This window comes from Prolixibacter sp. SD074, from assembly GCF_009617895.1.
Taxonomy (GTDB): Bacteria; Bacteroidota; Bacteroidia; order Bacteroidales; family Prolixibacteraceae; genus Prolixibacter.
In genome coordinates this window covers 682323-701706 of the sequence record NZ_BLAW01000001.1, presented here as the reverse complement: position 1 = coordinate 701706, position 19384 = coordinate 682323, and the positions used below count along the sequence as shown (strand labels likewise).

Sequence of the window (19384 nt, the reverse complement as noted above, 5' to 3'; positions counted from 1 at the left end):
GGCGTTCAAAAGTATACTTAAGAAAACGGCTAATCTAATGCGGTATCCCGAGATACTTAAAGTTTGCAAACGTCATTTCACTTTTAAGCTTTATAACCTTCTTAAACATAGCATTAACCATTGCAAACGATTCTCTTTGTCATAAAGTTGTTTTGTTAATAAATTATCTGCCAGAGTAATCCTACACCGTTAAATCTGAAATCTTTATATTTAGTGAGCTAAACTAACAACATTACAAAATGAAACGAACATGAACTTTTTTAATCAAAAGTTCGCCAAAGGCAATGATTAAAAAAAGTTCATGTGAGAGTGAAGCGGTTCCATACGTTCTCAAATTTAGAATTAAATTATGGACCATAATTATAAATTTTAAACGTATGAAAAAGTCCAGTCAACTTACCAGAAGAAGATTTATCAGGACAACAGCCGGCTCTGCGGCTGCGTTTACAATATCCCAAGCTATGCTGTTCCCGGCTTAGGGCATATAGCCCCAAGTGACAAACTAAATATTGCAGGTATTGGCATTGGCGGAAAAAGGGAAAGTGAATTTACAAAACATAGTCGGGCAAAATATTGTGGCGCTATCTGATGTGGGATTGGGATTATGCGACACCGGTTTTTCAGCGGTATCCCCAAGCCAAACGATACAAGGATTTCCGGAAAATGCTGGAAAAGCAAAAGGATATAGATGCGGTGGTTGTTGCCACGCCCGATCACACGCACGCGATTGCAGCAGTTGCAGCCATGAAAGCCGGGAAGCATGTATACGTCCAAAAACCGTTGACACATTCGGTTAGCGAAGCTCGTTTGTTAACTGAAACAGCAAGACAAACAGGTATTGTAACCCAAATGGGAAACGAAGGCCACTCCGACGATACCGTATACGAGGTTGCTGAGATTATACAAAGCGGAATACTGGGAGATATTAAAGAGGCTCATGCCTGGACGAAATGGTATTGATGGGGAATCTGGCCATTCGGCTGCAAGGGCTCAACAGGCCACTTCAATGGGATGGTGAAAATATGAAGTTTACCAACATTTCGCCTGACGATAAATTCAAAATCATTACATCTCATCAATACAAAAAGATTGATGGTCATCCACAATTCCATACCGACTGGACGGAAGATTTGTCTGCTGCCGAAATGGCAAATGAGTGGATAAATCACACCTACCGTGAGGGATGGAAAATTTGAACAAAAAAATACTTCTACCAAACACATTAACAGGTAGTTTGGTGTTGAATCAACTCATTTTATCAATAAAAAGCACATAAGAGAGCGATTAAAGACAATATTGAAGGATAGGTACACGTTTTACCTATGCTTCTACAAATAATTCTACCATTTTTTGGGGGGTGCTGCTTCTTCGGAAGTTGCACCCTTTTTTGTTTTTCCCGATATTTTATTAACAATGCCAGTATGAGAAGGTTGAAACAGCCAGTTTAACACGGGTTTTTCTATGAAATGAAGGTATGCCGGCTTTCATGGATGGTAACAGGAACGCTCCCGATGCCAGACCGGCAGCAAACAAAAAGGTTCGTCGGTTCGTTTTCATGGTTTAGTTAATCATTCCGAAACAGAAACTTAAGGTGATTTAATACCTTCGTTATTAAAGAACAACAGATCGTTCACCTGCTCTATGAGCAAATAGGTCTCCAGCTTATTCATGTACCGGTTCCCTACAATCCCAACCCTTTTACAACGGTGCAGACGAATCAACGGGTTAGTCATTTTGGCGGAAGCCGGGCCGAATACGGTATTTTGACGGATAACCAACCCGCTGGTAGCTACCGCATCCAAAATGCTCTTCCCTTCGTTATAAAATGTATTCCCTTCGATGGTTATATCTTTATGAAAATAAGTTGTATCGGCCGGTGTATCCGAAATGATCGGGCCAATCATAATTAGAGCCTCATTCGCATTACCAGTACCACAACGTCGGAATATATTGTTTTTGATAAATACCTGGTCCAGCATAACCGGCTGGAATGCCGAAGCAAATTCACCCCCCAAATTAATGCCATGTTTACCGGATCGAATAAGGTTTCCTTCCACCATTATTTTTCCTGATGTTTGCAAGCTGATTCCGTTACCAATAATATTACTGAACCGATTGCCTCTCAAAATAACTTCCGGCTGCCGCGAGATATTAATCAGGAAATTCCCTTCCCGAACGGTTGCAGGAAGAGCCCTGTCAAACCACAATTCCTGGTACTGCTCATTCAAATCGCGAATGCGTGTTACAACTCTTTCACAACAAAGGCTGGATTTCTTCGTATCAATAAAACGGATGGTATCTCCTACTTGCGCGAACTGACTTCCCCACTGTTTTTCATTCACTTGCCGAACACCTAGTACATTGTTACTAATTCGTTTAATGATCTTCAGGGTCGGTCCGGAAACTGATACGGCGTCTCCCATCATACCCGAAAACTTACAATTGGAAATCACTATCTTCTTTTGACATCCGATAAAATGAACACCATTGGCCAACACCGATAATTTGCGCCCAGCCACACTGTCAGGTAGCACATTCAATCTATCCAACATTACATTCCCCGATTGCTCAGCAACGATTACTTTGCCGGGAGCATGCGCTACGGAAAGATTGGACAACTTGACTCCATCGGAACCAGATAAATGAAATGCTGGTGAAATCTTGCCCTGCAATCTCTCGCTATTTGATTCCCAAACTAGTTTCCATCCTTTACGCGGTAACTTATCGCCAGGAACTTCAATCCAAAAATTACCATGGCTCAATGGTTTAGCCGATATAACACCGGAACTCTCTATTCCTGAGGGTGAAAATGAACAACTACCGGATGTCCCCGGGCGCAGCCAGCCCACTATCTTAACCGGTAGGTTTTCTCCTTCGTTTCTAATCGAAAGAGCTCCATTTGCCAACTCCAGACTATCGCCCCGGTTTGTCTCAATAGTAAAGAAGCTGCCATCTTTATTTACTTCCGTGACGGTTCCTTCACCCCACACCGATGAAACAAACCGGATATTGATATTTCGGATGCTGATATTTTTACATCCCTGGACTTCAAATGGCAACATCATACCATGCATAAAAAAGGTGGACTCAGAACCATCAATAATCAAATCTTCAAAATTAATCAACGGGAAAGCAATTCTTCTTAACCCGTTAGAAGCCCCGGTCAGCGTTAAATATTCCTCCAGGGCATAATCAGGGTAGAAATGATATGTCCCTTTTGGGACAATTAATCGCGGCGCACCTGATTCAAAACAGGCATCCAGCGCTTTTAAAATTGCTGGTGTTGCATCTTTCTGCTCAAGCAATCCGAACTGCGCTGCGTTAATACCATCGCGGACTTGTTGGCCGTAAACCTGAATGGTCGCTATAAAGAGGATGAAAAAGAGTATATTTTTTTTCATAAACGGGTTGATGGACAAGCTGAATCCTAACTCAATATAGAAAATTTGAACGACACGGAGGCTTTGATGTTTGGTTTATTCTGAAAAGTAATAAGTTAATAACTTAAATTTTAAGAAACGAAACTTTCAGACTTCCGAACGGCTATTTGCTTCATTACTTTCCTTAGTAGCGACAAGCAATGAAAAGGAAAAAGAAGTTCCGTGACCAGGACGGCTCGACCCAATCAATTTTCCATCATTTTTCTCAACAAATTCGGCAATCAGACTGATTCCCAAACCCGTTCCCGGTTCATTATCTGTACCTTTTGTTGTATAAGAAATACGTTGGCGGAGCATTAAATCAAGCTTGTTTTGCTCGATGCCAACGCCATTATCGCTAACCGTTATCACATACCCGTCTTTAATAGCCCGGCTGCTAATCACCACACGCCCTCCACTGGCGGTGAATTTAATGGAGTTGCTGACTAAATTCCGCAGAACCGAACTGATTTGGTTGTAATCACAATGTACGCCAGCCTCATCATCAATATCCAACCGAATTTGTATCCCTTTCGAACCGGCAACTTGTTGCATTAAGCTGATCGCCTCTTCTCTCATTCGGCGCAACGAATAATTACCCGGAAATGGAAAGGATCCGATTTTGAATATGATTCAAATGACTAACTTCACGTTCTTTCTTCCGCATGTTTTTAATTGATATTAACAAACCTGTATTTCGTTTTCACCTTGTCCTTCTGTAAAACACGTTTTCCCGTGTTAGAAAGAAAGGTACCTATTCCCCTTCCTGTGTATCTAAAACACATTGCGGGTCTGGGGGCATTTTGCTAATTTGCGAACCAATTAACAGTATTAACAATTAACCTAATTAACATGAAAAGCAAAACTCTAATCCTGCTTATGGCAACAGTATTTTTGTTGTCATGCTCAGCAAACAAACAACCCAAACAGCGAGTGAATCCATTTTTTGAGCCATTCGATACACCTTTTCAGGTCCCACCCTTTGAGCAGGTGACCGATGCCGATTACCTGCCTGCTTTCAAAAAGGGCATGGAGGAGCAGAATGCCGAAATTGACCTGATTATCAATAATTCAGAAGCTCCCTCCTTTGCCAATACCATCGAAGCTCTTGAATACAGCGGACAGTTACTAAACAAGGTAAGTAATGTGTTCTTCAATATGCAGGGAGCCAACACCAACGATTCTATTCAGGCTATTGCCAAAGAAGTAGCTCCGCTATTGTCGCAACACAGCGATGCCATTAATCTGAACGCAAAGCTCTTTGCCCGCATCAAAAGCGTATTTGACCAGAAAGATGAGCTCGACTTGTCGACCGGGCAAAAAAGGCTTCTCGAAGAAACGTATAAAGGTTTTGTCAGGGGCGGTGCCAACCTGGAACCAGAACAGAAGGAGCAACTGAAGAAAATTAATGAGGAGCTATCGCTTCTTTCCCTTCAGTTCGGTGAAAACCTGCTGGCGGAAACCAACAATTTCAAGCTGGTCATCGATAACCAGGATGACCTGACCGGATTACCGGAACCTACCATTTCCGCTGCAGCGGAAGAAGCCAGTGCAGCTGGGATGGATGGAAAGTGGGTTTTTACGTTGCAAAAGCCCAGCTGGATTCCTTTCCTTACGTACTCCGAACGTCGTGACCTGCGTGAAAAGTTGTACAAAGCCATGTACAACCGTGGAAATAACGACAACGGGTACGACAATAAAGCCATCATCAATAAAATGGTTAATCTGCGTTTGCAGAAAGCGAACCTGATGGGTTACGATAACTGGTCGGCCTTTTTGCTGGACAACCGTATGGCAAAAAAGCCGGAGAATGTTTATGCCTTGCTCGAAAAGGTTTGGACCCCTGCCCTGAAACGCGCCGAAGAAGAACGTGCCGATATGCAAGCGATGATTGATGTCGAAGGTGGCAACTTCAAGCTGCAAAGCTGGGATTGGTGGTATTATTCCGAAAAAGTCCGTAAGGCTAAATACAATCTGGATGAAGAACAACTGCGTCCCTATTTCGAATTGAACAATGTCCGGGAAGGTGCATTCGCGGTAGCCAATAAACTCTATGGACTGACGTTTACCCAGCTTGATAACATGCCGCTGTATCATCCCGATTGCAAGGTATTTGAAGTGAAGGACCGGGATGGTTCTGAAATTGGGGTACTTTATATGGATTTCTATCCACGTGCCTCCAAACGCGGAGGTGCCTGGATGACCAGCTACCGGAAACAACACTATAACCAGGACGGGAAAGACATCCGCCCGGTGATTTCTATAGTTACCAATTTCTCTAAGCCGACCGGCGGCCAACCCGCATTGCTGACCTACGATGAAGTAGAAACCCTGTTTCATGAATTTGGTCACGCTTTACACGGACTGTTATCACATTCGCATTACAATTCGCTTTCGGGAACTGCTGTCGCCCGCGATTTTGTAGAGCTTCCGTCACAAATTATGGAGCATTGGGCACCACAACCTGAAGTGCTAAAAATGTATGCGCGTCATTACAAAACAGGAGAACTAATTCCGCGGGATTTGGTCGACAAACTGGTGAAAGCCGGTAAATTCAACCAGGGATTTGCTACGGTTGAGTACCTGGCAGCTTCATTCCTCGACATGGATTACCACACCATTACAAAAGCTCAGGATATCGATGTCAACAGTTTTCAAACTGAATCGATGAATAAAATCGGGCTGATTGATGAAATCATTCCCCGCTACAAATCGACTTACTTTGCGCACATCTTCTCGGGAGGTTATTCCAGTGGATACTACAGCTATATCTGGGCCGAAGTGCTCGATGCCGATGCTTTTGAAGCCTACCGTGAAGCGGGTAACATTTTCGATCAAACCGTGGCTACGGCCTTCCGGACACAAATTCTGGAACGTGGCGGAACCGATGAAGCGATGAACCTTTATGTCAACTTCCGTGGGAAAGAACCAGGAATTGAACCATTGCTGAAAAACAGAGGATTACTCGATTAATATATAAACATAACTGAATTGAATTGAAACCCGGTTCTGCCGAACCGGGTTTTCTATTTCTTTTGCACCGCATTCTACAACCAATCGAATAATTATTATGTCATGTGGGTTTCATTTTTTAATTCTCGCCCGCTTTCATTATATTAATCGTTGAAATTTATGATAGTAATACTCCTCCGATGCAATTATCGGAAATGTTATTGATGAGGATAAGTTAAAATCAAAACATTCGGCAATGCCTGAGATTGAAAAAATCAATTTAAAAGAGAAATTCTCCAAGTTAAACGATCACTGGAGTCCGAAAGTAATTGGACAACTCAATCAACAGTTGGTAAAAGTGGTAAAATTTCAGGGCGGCTTTGTGTGGCATAGCCATGAAAACGAAGACGAGTTATTCATGGTCATTGATGGTTCATTTACCATGGAGCTTCGGGACAAAAGCATTGAGGTAAACGAGGGTGAATTAGTTATCGTCCCCAGGGGGACAGAACATCGTCCGGTTACTACGGAGGGGGCCTGTATCCTACTGTTCGAACCGAACACCACCATCAATACCGGAGAGGTACGAAACCAATTGACCGTAAAGGATCCCGAGAATATTTAACGAAGGTTACCATAAAATTCCCTGACATATGAATGAAAAACGCTCACCAATCAACCTCGTAACTACATGAATATATAAAACCAATAATTACGCTAAATCATAACACGAACCATGGAACAACGAATCTCGTATTTAACGCTTGGCGTTAGAAATCTGAAGGAATCAGAAAATTTTTACAGTAATCTGCTGGGATGGAAGAAAACAGAAGAAAGTACCAGTAACATCATCTTTTATAAACTAAATGGCCTCATTCTGGCATTGTACCCCGTTGAAGCGCTGGCCAGCGATGCCGAAACCGTTCCCGGTTCCCGATGTTTCAGTAATTTCACGATCTCATACAATACACGCACCAAGGATGAAGTGGACAAATTGATCAAGAAGCTGGAAAAGAAAAATGTGAAAGTTATTCGGGAACCTGAAACTGTTTTCTGGGATGGCTATCACGGATATATTAGTGATCCAAATGGTTTTATGATTGAAATTGTATACAATCCCAAAGCAGAACTCGACGAAAGCGGGAATATTCTCTAATATTTCTGGATATCCATTCGGTTTATTTGGATTAAAAGCAGGCAGGAAAAATTCCGCGCCTGTTTTTATCTCCCATACACTTATCCTTCACTTTTTTTAACCAAAACGAGTCAACCTTTTGACGAATTTCAGGTTAATATTACTGTATCTTGACTAAAAACCGAAAGATGAGTAGCACCAGGTGGGACAAGCGGTATGCCGCCGATGAATATGTTTACGGGACAAACCCAAACGAATTTTTTCGGGATGAATTGGCAAAGTTATCTCCCGGTAGAATTTTATTGCCTGCAGAAGGCGAAGGTAGAAATTCGGTTTATGCGGCATCACAAGGCTGGAAAGTCACTGCATTCGATTCCAGTACGGAAGGACAAAAAAAGGCATTGCGTCTTGCCGGGCAAAATAGTGTTCACATTCAATATCAAGTTGCCGGATTCAGCCAGGTTCTTCTTCCCGAAGAACATTTCGATTGTGTTGCGATGATATATGCTCACGCTTCGGCATCGGACAGGACACAACGGCATAGAAGAATGCTGAGTTCGCTTAAAGAGGGAGGCACATTTATTCTGGAAGGATTCTCAAAAGAACAAATTCATAATCAAACCGGTGGCCCGAAAGACGTGGCTATGCTTTTTTCGGAAGAAGAATTGAAATTTGATTTCCAGGAATTGAGCGAACGGAAGATTTGGAAAGAGGAAATTGAGTTACAGGAAGGCCCCTTTCACAATGGTAAAGCCAGTATTATACGCTTAATTGGTGTAAAATAATCTGAAATTCAATTTTCAGAAATTATGTTGCGGCCCCAATTTTATATTATACATAACCCTCTGTAAGATAACATAGACTTACAGAGGGTTTCTTATTTTCTTATTGTTCAGGTTCAAAAAATATCTACCGGAACCAGAAGACTATGGCTGCAGTAAGCAACAGTAATATAATTGACAGGTAACGGTAATTCTTATACCAGGGTAATCCGTTCAATTCAATTGTTTCCTCCCGGAATATCTTTCTTGACCAGGTCATATTTTCCACCTTATCAGTTGGCGGTTTCGCGGTAGCCAGACTTACTCCCACATGCACGCCCATACAGATAAGTAAGAGTAAAGGTGCTTTATTCAGGAACTGAATGTTGTTGATGGTATCCGACCAGCCATATATTTCGGACAGGAAGACAAATATGGCAATTGCCAAACCTGTTATCAGGCTGACAAAGGCACCGTTTGCATTACCTCTTTTCCAGAAGAGTCCCAATAGGAATACGGCAACTACAGGCGGAGCAATCAGACCTAACACCATTTGAAGATATTGAAACAACGACCCAAACCGGTCAATTTGGGGAGCCCACAAAGCGGCAATGATCACCAGAATAACCGTAGCAATTTGTCCAACGCGAACCAATTGTTTACTCGTCAGTCCCGGCTTTATTTTATGCACAAAGTCCATAGTAATCAGTGTCGATGCGGAATTCAAGGTCGCACTCACACTCGAAGACATGGCAGCCAGCAAACCGGCAATCACCAGTCCCAGGACCCCTTTCGGCAACAAACTGTAAATCAACACCGGATAGGTTAAATTGGGACATTGTGACAAGTTGGTACACAACATTCTGGCTCCGGTCGCATCATTCACGGTATAATAGTGTAAACTACTGATGTCCATTTTGGAATACAGCACAATGGCTATCACACCGGGAAGTACCATGATAAAGATTACCGGAAGTTTCAGTAAACCGGCAAATAATGCCCCCCAACGACCATGATTCAAATCTTTGGCACTCAATACCCGCTGAACCATGAATTGGTTGTTGGCCCAGAAATAGAATCCCAACAACGGAACACCAAACACCAAACCCGTCCACGGCATTAACGGATCCTTGCTTGATTTCACCAGGCTGAAAATTTCTTTGGTAGTCGTATGCAGTTTTCCGGCATCAATCTGCGCCTGCAGGCCATCCACTAAACCCGACCAACCCCCTACTGCCGAGAAGGCATAATAAGTAAGAAGGGTGGAACCAACGACCAAAATCATGGCCTGGATAACCTCGGTGTGAACCACCGATGATAAACCTCCAGGAATAGTATAAGCAGCAGCTGCCAGCGCCAGAATAATGATGATAACAGTGGAATTGACTTCCGGGAAAATGAGTTTCAGAATCAGGTTACCGGCATAAAGTCCGGATGCCGTATCAATAACGACATTCCCGACGACGGTAATAAACGAAAAATAATACCGCGATCGGCTATCGTACCGGCGTTCGAGAAACTCCGGCATGGTATAAACTCTCGATTTCAGGTAAAATGGCAGAAAGAAAACGGCAAAGAAAACCAGAACAACAGCAGCCATCCATTCGTAATTATAAACTGCCACATTGGTTTTAAATGCATCCGAAGCCAGGCCGATTAATGTACTACTGCCAATATTCGCGGCGAAAAGCGAAATGCCGACAATTGGCCAGGTCATGTTTCTTCCCGCCAGGAAATATTCTTCCGAGTCCTTTCTCTTGGCTTTTTTGAGACCATAAATGATGATACCAACAATGTAAACGATGATGATACCAATATCAAGCGGGCTCAGACTTAAGTCTTTCATTACTTAGTTTTATATAAGGTCCAGATTTTGTTCTCCGTTGGGAGAGGAATAGTTGATTGACATTTGCATATTGTTCAGTTCGACCAATAATTGCGTGAAGTCGTCCCCTTTACTCCAGCGCAATTTCAATTCATCGTTTCCCCCTTCCACAATTTCAAATTCCCCATTGAAAGCAGGATGGGTATTGCGGAATTCAATCAGCTTCCTCAGATTTTTTACAATAGGTTTTTGCAACGACTCGTCCACTTCGTTCGCTGTGTAATAATGCCGGTTGATATCCCTGCCAACATTTGTTTTTTCAAGAAGTTTCATGTCGTTGCATCCCGCGAACAGTCCCATATAATAAACTTGTGGGATCCCGGGTGAAAAGAATTGAATGGCGCGGGCGATGAGGTAACTGTTTTCATCGCATCCCATCGCATTAAAGTAGGTACAGTTAACCTGGTATAAATCGAGATTGGAAGCAGCAGCGCCCGTGGCTTTTTTGCTTTGTTCCCCGGAATTCTCATGAATTTTCCGGACAATATGGTCAATGTCTTGGTCGTCAATCAGGCCTGGCTCTCCCTGTTCCGAGGCTACATCCACAATACCGATTCCGTCATGTGTGTCCAGCACGGTAAAAGCATTTCGCGGACTCATCCGCAACCACTTTTTCAGATTGGCTGCATTTTTATGAAACAGTGTATCGAGCACCAGCACCGGTAGGGCAAAGTCATAAATATAATCGACCTTCTCTGCTATACTGATTTGTGTTTTGTAATGGGAATGAATTTCCACCAATACGTTCATCCCCCGCTTACGCGCCTTCTGCGTCAGCGATTCGATAAACTCAAACGTTTTGTCAATCATAAAGCAGGATGTTCCCGGCAGCTTGATGGCATATCCTGCAGCATCGAGACGGATCATGCGGATACCTGCTTCCTGGAAGGTATCGAGAATACTTTCCAGATAAGCTTTGCCTGGCTCGCTGTTGACATCTATATCAATCTGGTTGCTGGTAAATGTTGTCCAGACAAACCGTTCGGCGCCATCTTTAAACTGAAAACGGGAGAATGGAAAACCAGGGCGTGGCCGGTAAATTTTCAATAAATCCTCATCGGTAGCCCCTTGTGGGAAAATCTTCCGGTAGGTAAGAAACATATCCGCATAAGGCGATTTCTCCCCTTTTTCCAAATAATCGAGAAACTGTTGCGATTCAGCGGAAACATGGTTCACAATTAAGTCGGCCATTACATCAACATCCCGGCTCAACGCTTTGATATCCTCCCAGGTTCCCAATCGGGGATCCACCTTTCGGTGATCGATGGGATCGAAGCCGGCATCTGCCCTATCGATGGGATAAAAAAACGGTAACAAATGAACTCCGCTGAATAGCGGCTTCAACTCTTCCCGAAGTAATTGTTGATGTAGTTCATTTATATTCCGGCAACTGAACCGGTCAATATACGTAATCAGCTGTACTTTGTTCTCCATATCAGGGTATTCAATCTCAATTCGCGTTGGTTTTGGAGGGAAGAAAAACAAACGCCATCCTTCCCTCCTTTCCAAACTTACCTATGCAATTTCAAGTAATCCCTCATTACATCAGAATGAATAGGTAACGGTCATTGTTGTTGCTCGTCCGGTAATCGGCCGCGCACGCATGTAATTGACTGAATTATTGGTAAAAGGATCCGCTTCCATTTCGGTAAAACCAAGTGTATTGGTTAAATTATTCACATTTACCCGCAACGATAATCCTTTCGTGATAGCGTAGTTTGCAAATGCATTCACATATGCAAACCCGGGTAACACAACAGAGTTATCATCTTGCGAATATACCTTGGTTGTTCCGACCAGGCTCATTCCCAGGGCACCTTTTCCGATGGTGTACGACGGACTGATGTTGTACATCAGAGTCGGAACACGGCGTGGTGTATTACCTACGTTATCAGCAGTAAGACTCTTCGTGATTTCTGCTTTGGTGAACGTACCACCTGAATTGATATTCAGGTTTCCGGTTCGGATAACCATTTCCAGTTCAGCGCCATAAGATTTGTACTTGTTATTGATAATCTTGTTGAATTCCGTATTTTGCTCATCCACGTGGTTATAAAATCCGGTCAGGAAGATACCGGCCACTGGTGAGTTGTATTTGAATCCTAATTCAGCTTGCTTGATAGCATCGTTACTCAAGCCTTTAACCGTTTTACCTGCAGCGGTAATAAACGGGGTGTACAACAACCGGTCGGCATTGGCGCGCCCTCCTTTGCTGTAACGGGCAAACACAGCCTTGTGTGCATCGAATTTATAGTTGGCACCAACCGAATAAGACACATAATCAAATGAATAATCTACCGGATGCGGATTCGAGTTGTCCAGAATGGTCACGCTCTGTTCTACCGGCGAAATATTACCGTCTTTGTTCACATCAACCTGTGCCTGCTCATTACCAAGGTAATAACCAAAGGCCTCGCCTATGTCGTAACGAACACTTGCATCAACATTCAACTTATCAGTTACGTCTACACCCATGTTGGCATACGGTGCATCGATGGTATAAGTCATATCGTATCCTTCAGTACAGCAGTTACCCCATGCCGGAACGCCATGTGCCGTTAGACCGCCCTCGCTGTAGTATGAATTATTAGCGCTGGCAACATTCATCAGTCGCGGCTGATTCTGAACATCGGTCAGATATGTTTGCCACAACCAGGTCATCGCAATACGCTGCGAAGCGTGATAATAACCAGCAGTTACGTGGAAGTTGTCCAGCTGTTTCGAGATATGTATATCGTTGGTGAAATTGTTCAGGTTGTTCATTTCCACATCGAACGTGTGCAACAGCATCAACAAGCCGTTTCCATTCAGATTGGAGAGCTGTGACTGTGTCAGGGGCGTACCGGCATTGGCACCGTTTGCATAACTCAATGTCGCGCCGGCACCTGCTAAACTGGTAGCCATTTCGTCAGCTGGCTTAATGCTTACCGGGAAAGGCGAGTTGAATGAACCATGGTTGAACGCCAACTGTCCTCTGTCGTGAACCATCCAACCGTTACCCAGATCGAAATTAAATTCAGCTCCTACAGCATCAGAAATTGGATGCATTCCATCGGCCATATTAAACGACTTACTGTTTCCGTTGGCATCAACAGACAACTGATGAAGGAAGTAAGGGCTTTGCAAGGCATCGTGTTTCACATCAAACCCGGGAATGGATTTGTAAGTAGGATTCGAACCGGTACCAGTTACCATTACCGGCATAGGCATGTACGAAATAGCACGATCGTTCAGGTGCTTCAGGTATAACCGAACAAAGCCTTTATCAAACTCCTTGGTGAAATTAGCTTTAATCTGACCACCTTTATTGGCTGTAAATCCAGCTTTACGCGGCCCTACACCTTCGCGGTAGAAACCACCAATATTAAAACGGAGCCCATCACCAATCGGTGCCCCGTAATCAAAATCGGTACGAAAAGATTGGTAATCAATGCCAACAGTTGTTCCGATGCTTCCACCCTTTTTTACACCAGTTTTGCTGATGAAGTTGATGATACCGGCTGGCGAATTGCTGGCAAGTGTCGATGCACTGCCGCCTTTCAGCGCCTCGATACGGGCAACAGTTTGATCGGCGCGCAGGAAAATGTCGGCGTTACCAAAAGAAATATCACCAAATTGCATCACCGGCATACCGTCTTCCTGAAGTTGCAGGAATTTTGCACCTCCGGTTGAAATCGGTACACCACGAACCGAAATGTTGGCGTTTCCTTCACCTCCGGTTGATTCGGAGTGCACACCCGGAATATTCTTGAATAATTCAGCAGTTGTGGTGGCGCTAAACTGCTCCATCGCCTTTGGTTTCAGACTCGTCAACGAAACACTTGAGTTGATGGCAGATTTAGGATTTACCACACCGGTTACAACCACCTGATCCAAGCCGATAAGGTCCTGCGATAAAGCAAAATCAACACTTGCCGTTTTTCCATCAGCAACAGTAATGCTCTTCTGCTCTTTGCTGTAACTGATAAACTGAGCCACGAGGTCATAACTTCCGGCCATTACTTTGGTAAGTTGGTATTCACCGTTCGCATCGGTAATTGTTCCGGTGTAAGTACCTTTAATTAAAACACTGGCGCCCACCAGCGGCTCACCGGTCTTTTTGTCGGTGATTTTCCCTTTAATGATTCCAGTTCCCTGTGCAAATGAGATAACAGGGACCATTAGCAGCATCAGGGTGAGCTGCATTAATTTCCGTTTCATAGTTTTTGGATTTATGTGATTTCAAATACAAATTTTCAATCCGAAATTTCTCGAAAACATGTTTCCATTTGCACCAATCATATAACAAATCTACATTCCCAATTTTCCAAAAACAATAGATTTACAGGTAGTTGAAGCCCGTTTTTCATTTCAACCGGTTTCGCAACCGGTTGCGGTTGATAACTTTTTTATTGTTCTTTAACATTTATGTTACAAAGAGTTAATACTGGAAGAAATTTCTACCTTTGGAATATCATCATCTAAACCAAGCATGAATCAGAGTATTACGATCAAAGACATCGCACAACTCCTGGGATTATCCAAATCAACGGTCAGCAGGGCACTGAAAGACCACCCTGACATTAGCCCTGAAACCAAACGAGCCGTTAAGGAAATCGCTGAAAGGCTGCACTACAAACCCAACCATGTGGCCATTTCGCTGCGCCACCACAAAAGCCGGATGATTGGTTTGCTGGTTCCCAATATCTCCTACTTCTTTTTCCCGTCGGTTATCGAGGGCATCGAAGAAATTGTGCATCAGCACGGCTACCAGCTGATGATTCTCCAATCAAATGAATCATACGATCGGGAAGTCAACAGCATTGATACCATGCTGGCCAATAACGTGGAAGGTATTCTGGCTTCGGTTTCCCGGAAAACGGAAGATTTCAGCCATTTCAAAAATGTGATTGGCCTTGATATCCCCATTGTATTCTTCGACCGTGTTCCCGAAGACATAAAAGCTGATATGGTTCTGGTGGATGACATCCGCGGAACCTACGACGGAGTAAAACACTTACTGAAAACCGGAAGAAAGCGTATTGCCATTTGTATTGGTCACCCCAATCTGCTAATCAGTAAAAACAGGCTGAAAGGATACAAGATGGCTTTGCATGAAGCCGGAATGGAAATTAACGACGAATACATTATTTCCGGACAGTCAATTGTTGAAGTGGAGAATGCAACCCATCAGTTATTGAATCAGGATACGCCACCCGATGGAATTTTTGCCATTAGTGATCTGACCATGACGGGCATAATGAAATCCATCTACGCAAACCAACTCCAAATCCCAAATGATATTGCCGTCATTGGCTTCTGTGAAGAACCATTTAGTACGATGTATAATCCGCCACTATCAACCATTCAACCAATGGGCTTTGAGATTGGTAAAATGGCCACTGAAGTGTTGTTTAGCCGTATCCAGGCGGAACATAGCTTGATGATAACGCCCGAAATTCACAACATTACCACTAAAATGGTCATCAGGGGGTCAACCTGATTTGATTTCACAATCGATTTTTCTTCACTTCTACTGAAATCCCCACTCTATTTGCCTTTTAACGCTGCCGGCGAGGTCGAAATGTTTATACATAACTTGAGGAAATCTTGTTTCATTCTTTCCAATTCGGCCAGCCAGTCTTCAATTTCCTGCTCGTGTTCCAATGCTTCATTCAGAATGGCACTCTTCACTCAATGCTTCGTTTAATGTGTCAATCAGTTTTTTTACATCCAGGCTTAGGATGTCAAAACAGTAATGTCTTCCGAGGGTTGTCAGCCCTTTTTTCTTTTTTGTTATTAATGTTACGCTCTTCGTTTTTATCCAAAAAGTCATCCAGCTTATAGCGTTTCCAATATTTTAACGTTTCACTTTTCAGGAATTCACTCTTGGCTTCGCCGTAATATTCGTTGAAATACTTAGCCGCCAGTTTAAGATTTCTCCGTGCAACATCGCCCAGCACATAATTCATAGCGATATAAAATTTGGCCACCACGTCTCCATTTTCACTGGCTTTCTTATAATAACTAAGCGCTCTTCTGTGATTCTTCTCCACGCCCTGCCCTTTTTCATACATGGTACCAATATTGTACAATGCAGCATGTTCATTTTGTGCAGCTGCTTTCTTGAACCAATCCATGGCCTGTCCATAGTCTTTTTCCCGACCGATACCCATCAGGTAGATATTTCCCATCTCAGTTTGCGCCAACCGATATCCAGCCTCAGCAGATTTCTCATACCAGTCATATGATTGGGTATCTGCGTCTTTCTCACCAAATTCCTTATCAGCATAAGCTTTGGCCAACAAATACATGTACACGCTGTCTCCGTTTTGGGCACATCTCCTCATCCAGTAAAGAGCAGCTTCTCTTTCAGGCTGTTCTTTGTCGAAATGATGATATAACTCCTTTTGTGCATCCAGGTTTCCGTCATATCCGGCCTTCTTTTGCCAGTATCGCGAACTATCAACATTTTGCGAAAGGCCCAGTTTTCCGAATTGATATAATTGACTTAACCGGTATTCTGCCTTTTCATATTCTCCCTCTGCCGATTTGAAATACCAATACCTCGCAGCTTTAGGGTTTCGGGTTATTCCATGGCCTGCTTCGTAGTACGTTGCCAGCGTAAATTGGGCTACCGGATCATTGGAAACAGCTTTATGCTGAAGTTGTGCAATATCGACATCCTGAGCTTCTACTAACCCACTTGCCCCAAGAAGTAAAATAATGAGACTTATTCTGAACTGATATTTTTTCATAATCACGCGGTTTTTCGGCGAAGAAGGAATTTCTTTTCTTTCAAAGATATTACGTTTATTTGAAAGTTTTATTGTTTAGTTTTCAGGTTTTTTTATTTATCCTAACTCATTCACTGACAACCAATGCTGCTTCTTCTGCAAATGGAAATAGAATAATATGGTATGATAGTTTATAAAAATAGAAAAAAAAAGTCCGAGTTAAACAACTCCGACTTTTCTGTGATCCAGGCGGGACTCGAACCCGCAACCGGCAGCTTAGAAGGCTGCTGCTCTATCCAGTTGAGCTACCAGACCATCCTTTATTTAGCGGTGCAAATATATAAAATATCCCCGTTTCCTAAACGAAAACGGGGCCTTTTTGCCTGATTTTATTCATTAAACCAATACAATATTATGCCCGGCACATTGCTGCACCATATCTTCCGGCCACAAACTGGCTTGCACCTCACCGATATGGGCTTTTCGGAGGAAATACATGCACAACCGTGATTGTCCGATGCCTCCACCAATGGAAAGTGGCAATTCCCCTTTTAGCAACTTCTTATGAAATAACAATTGTTTCCGCTCTTCCGTACCTGTCAGTTTCAGCTTCGGATAGTTTTCGTACACCATAAACTCGGTCCGCAACAATACAGAATAAATCTGCCGAACCACTTTTTTCAGAAAATTCAATGTACGCTGGCCGGAAGTGATTACCTTTTCCCAGTCCCACTGATCGACGTATAGCGAATGAATATTTGAAAGCTCTTCATCGGCCCGGATGGCATTCATATCGGTATAGATACCATACCCTACCGGAATGCCGTATTTAGCCAACATCATCCGTTTCCATTTGGCCAGCGACTGAACGACTTCAGCCTCTTGATCATCGAATTCCTTTACCGGAAAAGAAACAGGGCGTTCAACGCCGTTCAGGTCGTCATTCACACCAGTTCCTTTCAAAACGAAAAGCGGAGCAGTTACCCTTCTTAATCTCAGTTCTGCCGATAGGTTCTCCTGGAAAAAATCCTTCATAAACTTGATGGCCTTCTCCGTATTCTTCAAATCAAGAAGTGGCTTGTAATTCTCGGGCAAATAAAGATTCATACGGTTTTTATTTTATTATCAATCGACACACGAAAAGCAGGTACAGCGTTCCTGCTTCGGCTAAACATGTTTGGATTTATTAATTTTGTTTTGGCAAATGTAACAGATTTCAACATTCGGTCGGTTCAAAATATTAGTTTCAAAAACATATCCGGACATTTGCTTATTATCAGAAAACTTCTCCTGGAATAATCAGCCTAATCCTTATTTCCCATCGAATCGTACATGTAAACAGCAAAAGTGGCCAACCAGTGTGAACCAACATAGTTTTCCGACAACACATGTGGCAAGGCATCGGCAGCATGTTGGTGCGCCAATTGAATCAACTGCCTGGCCATTACACTTTCCGGAGGAAATGTTTTGGCAATATCGAACATGCACCATGCCCGGCTAAGGTTCAGTCCATCAAGATGAACACCTTTCGGATCCTGCCGATCACTCACAACTGCTGGTTTTTGCAGCGATTCCGGTATGCGTGGCATAAAATATCTGAACCAATCCTGAAATGCTTCCCTGTCGAGAACGCGCAACATCAAATCCGCTTCGATGAGCGATGGCGAAAGAAAATCGTCTCCTCCCGGCTCCCACCCTCCCGGAATGTTTTTATCGTCGCCATAATAAAACAGCGCTCTTTCTTTCAGTAAGTTCCCAAATGTCGAATCCCGGGTTACTTTGGCATAATCGAGTGCCAGCAGCAGCCCCAACGCTGTATTTTCATGGACACCCCTCCGGATGGGATAATACAATCCCGGCAGGTAAAAATAATATCGCTGAACGATTTCATCTGCCAGCGGAGCCAGTGCCTTCGCCCACTGTTTTCCGTTTGGCTCATCCCAGGTCAATAACTCTGCCTGAAGCTTGAGCAACCAGCCCCATCCGTAAGGCCGCTCGAAACTTTCGCGTCCGGGAGCCTGAAAATAGGCTATCTCGGTTTGTATATTTTCCGGGGTAAAATGCCGGCTCAGCACATCGATAACCTGTTTCCGCTGAGGTAAATTGGGATACATTTTCAACAAACGGACCAACAACCAATGTCCGTGCACGGCCGAGTGCCAGTCGAAACAACCGTAAAAAGCCGGATGCAACCGGTTAGGTGTTTGTGCATCCTGGGGCCCGTTCATGGTATGACTGATTTTATTCGGGTAAATTTTATCGGCATTCTTCAATACCAGGTCGGCAAATTGAGCGGCTTTTCCCGGGGTTAACTCCGGGATCACCGGCGTTTGTCCGCTTGCCGGGTAGATAAAACTTGCCGGAAACAGCAGGAGTAAAATTATTTTTCTCATAATCAATAGCTTTATGTCGGTTAAATAAATTGAATCGTCTGGCTATCGGACTTCCTTTTCACGAGAGAAGAGATAAAGATGCGGAAAAATTAAACTTTTTTATCACAGCGTTAAAGTAAAACA

At 43.4% G+C, this 19384-nt stretch carries 17 protein-coding genes and 1 tRNA gene; 7 read left to right on the top strand and 11 right to left on the bottom strand.

Features of this window, described 5'->3' with window-relative positions:
- Positions 1 to 573 precede the first annotated feature (573 nt).
- Together GJU82_RS17355 and GJU82_RS17350 are read left to right on the top strand one after the other, a co-directional pair.
- Positions 574 to 960 (top strand): Gfo/Idh/MocA family protein, encoded by a 387-nt coding sequence (locus GJU82_RS17355; protein ID WP_228488541.1) that lies wholly within the window; start codon positions 574 to 576, stop codon positions 958 to 960.
- Positions 960 to 1196 (top strand): hypothetical protein, encoded by a 237-nt coding sequence (locus GJU82_RS17350; protein WP_228488540.1) that lies wholly within the window; start codon positions 960 to 962, stop codon positions 1194 to 1196. Before GJU82_RS17355 ends, GJU82_RS17350 begins: the two co-directional genes overlap by 1 nt.
- Before the next feature lie 211 nt (positions 1197 to 1407).
- Here GJU82_RS17350 and GJU82_RS02960 read toward each other — a convergent pair whose 3' ends face one another.
- From GJU82_RS02960 to GJU82_RS02950, 3 genes are all read right to left on the bottom strand, one after another.
- The gene (locus GJU82_RS02960) at positions 1408 to 1557 is read right to left on the bottom strand and encodes a hypothetical protein (RefSeq protein ID WP_153630787.1); all 150 of its coding nucleotides are present in this window, start codon (positions 1555 to 1557) and stop codon (positions 1408 to 1410) included.
- 29 nt (positions 1558 to 1586) lie between these two features.
- On the bottom strand, positions 1587 to 3401 hold the full coding sequence (locus GJU82_RS02955) for a right-handed parallel beta-helix repeat-containing protein (RefSeq protein ID WP_153630786.1): 1815 nt from the start codon (positions 3399 to 3401) through the stop codon (positions 1587 to 1589).
- Between the two features lie 126 nt (positions 3402 to 3527).
- Positions 3528 to 3998 (bottom strand): HAMP domain-containing sensor histidine kinase, encoded by a 471-nt coding sequence (locus tag GJU82_RS02950; protein ID WP_153630785.1) that lies wholly within the window; start codon positions 3996 to 3998, stop codon positions 3528 to 3530.
- Positions 3999 to 4271: 273 nt separating this feature from the next.
- Here GJU82_RS02950 and GJU82_RS02945 point away from each other — a divergent pair, with 273 nt between their 5' ends.
- From GJU82_RS02945 to GJU82_RS02930, 4 genes are all read left to right on the top strand, one after another.
- Positions 4272 to 6392, top strand: a complete 2121-nt coding sequence (locus GJU82_RS02945) for a M3 family metallopeptidase (protein ID WP_194830951.1) — start codon at positions 4272 to 4274, stop codon at positions 6390 to 6392.
- Positions 6393 to 6627: 235 nt separating this feature from the next.
- Positions 6628 to 6996 carry a cupin domain-containing protein gene (locus tag GJU82_RS02940; RefSeq protein WP_194830950.1) on the top strand — a complete coding sequence of 123 codons (369 nt, stop codon included), beginning with the start codon at positions 6628 to 6630 and terminating at the stop codon, positions 6994 to 6996.
- 111 nt (positions 6997 to 7107) lie between these two features.
- Positions 7108 to 7527, top strand: a complete 420-nt coding sequence (locus tag GJU82_RS02935; protein ID WP_153630783.1) for a VOC family protein — start codon at positions 7108 to 7110, stop codon at positions 7525 to 7527.
- 167 nt (positions 7528 to 7694) lie between these two features.
- On the top strand, positions 7695 to 8291 hold the full coding sequence (locus GJU82_RS02930) for a bifunctional 2-polyprenyl-6-hydroxyphenol methylase/3-demethylubiquinol 3-O-methyltransferase UbiG (protein WP_153630782.1): 597 nt from the start codon (positions 7695 to 7697) through the stop codon (positions 8289 to 8291).
- A 124-nt stretch (positions 8292 to 8415) separates the two neighbouring features.
- On the opposite strand, the gene GJU82_RS02925 is transcribed toward GJU82_RS02930, so the two are convergent.
- The 3 genes from GJU82_RS02925 to GJU82_RS02915 all read right to left on the bottom strand — a co-directional run bounded on the left by GJU82_RS02925 (position 8416) and on the right by GJU82_RS02915 (position 14352).
- Positions 8416 to 10113 (bottom strand): sodium:solute symporter, encoded by a 1698-nt coding sequence (locus GJU82_RS02925; RefSeq protein ID WP_153630781.1) that lies wholly within the window; start codon positions 10111 to 10113, stop codon positions 8416 to 8418.
- Positions 10114 to 10122: 9 nt separating this feature from the next.
- On the bottom strand, positions 10123 to 11586 hold the full coding sequence (gene gtfA, locus GJU82_RS02920; protein ID WP_153630780.1) for a sucrose phosphorylase: 1464 nt from the start codon (positions 11584 to 11586) through the stop codon (positions 10123 to 10125).
- 111 nt (positions 11587 to 11697) lie between these two features.
- Positions 11698 to 14352, bottom strand: a complete 2655-nt coding sequence (locus GJU82_RS02915) for a TonB-dependent receptor (protein WP_153630779.1) — start codon at positions 14350 to 14352, stop codon at positions 11698 to 11700.
- Between the two features lie 271 nt (positions 14353 to 14623).
- Here GJU82_RS02915 and GJU82_RS02910 point away from each other — a divergent pair, with 271 nt between their 5' ends.
- A complete protein-coding gene (locus tag GJU82_RS02910; RefSeq protein WP_153630778.1) occupies positions 14624 to 15634 on the top strand; it encodes a LacI family DNA-binding transcriptional regulator in 1011 nt (336 codons plus the stop codon).
- Between the two features lie 47 nt (positions 15635 to 15681).
- On the opposite strand, the gene GJU82_RS02905 is transcribed toward GJU82_RS02910, so the two are convergent.
- The 5 genes from GJU82_RS02905 to GJU82_RS02885 all read right to left on the bottom strand — a co-directional run bounded on the left by GJU82_RS02905 (position 15682) and on the right by GJU82_RS02885 (position 19261).
- Positions 15682 to 15825 carry a hypothetical protein gene (locus tag GJU82_RS02905; protein ID WP_153630777.1) on the bottom strand — a complete coding sequence of 48 codons (144 nt, stop codon included), beginning with the start codon at positions 15823 to 15825 and terminating at the stop codon, positions 15682 to 15684.
- A gap of 53 nt (positions 15826 to 15878) precedes the next feature.
- Complete coding sequence (locus GJU82_RS02900; protein ID WP_153630776.1) at positions 15879 to 16889, bottom strand: tetratricopeptide repeat protein; 1011 nt, start codon at positions 16887 to 16889, stop codon at positions 15879 to 15881.
- A gap of 220 nt (positions 16890 to 17109) precedes the next feature.
- Positions 17110 to 17183 (bottom strand) — tRNA-Arg (locus GJU82_RS02895).
- A gap of 81 nt (positions 17184 to 17264) precedes the next feature.
- A complete protein-coding gene (locus GJU82_RS02890) occupies positions 17265 to 17975 on the bottom strand; it encodes a hypothetical protein (protein WP_153630775.1) in 711 nt (236 codons plus the stop codon).
- A gap of 197 nt (positions 17976 to 18172) precedes the next feature.
- Positions 18173 to 19261, bottom strand: coding sequence for a DUF2891 domain-containing protein (locus GJU82_RS02885; RefSeq protein ID WP_153630774.1), 1089 nt, complete (start codon positions 19259 to 19261; stop codon positions 18173 to 18175).
- Positions 19262 to 19384 lie beyond the last annotated feature (123 nt).

Bases quoted from the DNA above. Each gene is read 5' to 3' on its own strand.
- GJU82_RS02960 (WP_153630787.1), bottom strand. From the start codon at position 1,557: ATGAAAACGAACCGACGAACCTTTTTGTTTGCTGCCGGTCTGGCATCG.
- gtfA (WP_153630780.1), bottom strand. From the start codon at position 11,586: ATGGAGAACAAAGTACAGCTGATTACGTATATTGACCGGTTCAGTTGC.
- GJU82_RS02940 (WP_194830950.1), top strand. From the start codon at position 6,628: ATGCCTGAGATTGAAAAAATCAATTTAAAAGAGAAATTCTCCAAGTTA.
- GJU82_RS02955 (WP_153630786.1), bottom strand. From the start codon at position 3,401: ATGAAAAAAAATATACTCTTTTTCATCCTCTTTATAGCGACCATTCAG.
- GJU82_RS02935 (WP_153630783.1), top strand. From the start codon at position 7,108: ATGGAACAACGAATCTCGTATTTAACGCTTGGCGTTAGAAATCTGAAG.
- GJU82_RS02950 (WP_153630785.1), bottom strand. From the start codon at position 3,998: ATGAGAGAAGAGGCGATCAGCTTAATGCAACAAGTTGCCGGTTCGAAA.
- GJU82_RS02915 (WP_153630779.1), bottom strand. From the start codon at position 14,352: ATGAAACGGAAATTAATGCAGCTCACCCTGATGCTGCTAATGGTCCCT.
- GJU82_RS02930 (WP_153630782.1), top strand. From the start codon at position 7,695: ATGAGTAGCACCAGGTGGGACAAGCGGTATGCCGCCGATGAATATGTT.
- GJU82_RS17350 (WP_228488540.1), top strand. From the start codon at position 960: ATGGGGAATCTGGCCATTCGGCTGCAAGGGCTCAACAGGCCACTTCAA.
- GJU82_RS02910 (WP_153630778.1), top strand. From the start codon at position 14,624: ATGAATCAGAGTATTACGATCAAAGACATCGCACAACTCCTGGGATTA.
- GJU82_RS02890 (WP_153630775.1), bottom strand. From the start codon at position 17,975: ATGAATCTTTATTTGCCCGAGAATTACAAGCCACTTCTTGATTTGAAG.
- GJU82_RS02885 (WP_153630774.1), bottom strand. From the start codon at position 19,261: ATGAGAAAAATAATTTTACTCCTGCTGTTTCCGGCAAGTTTTATCTAC.
- GJU82_RS02900 (WP_153630776.1), bottom strand. From the start codon at position 16,889: ATGAAAAAATATCAGTTCAGAATAAGTCTCATTATTTTACTTCTTGGG.
- GJU82_RS02945 (WP_194830951.1), top strand. From the start codon at position 4,272: ATGAAAAGCAAAACTCTAATCCTGCTTATGGCAACAGTATTTTTGTTG.
- GJU82_RS02925 (WP_153630781.1), bottom strand. From the start codon at position 10,113: ATGAAAGACTTAAGTCTGAGCCCGCTTGATATTGGTATCATCATCGTT.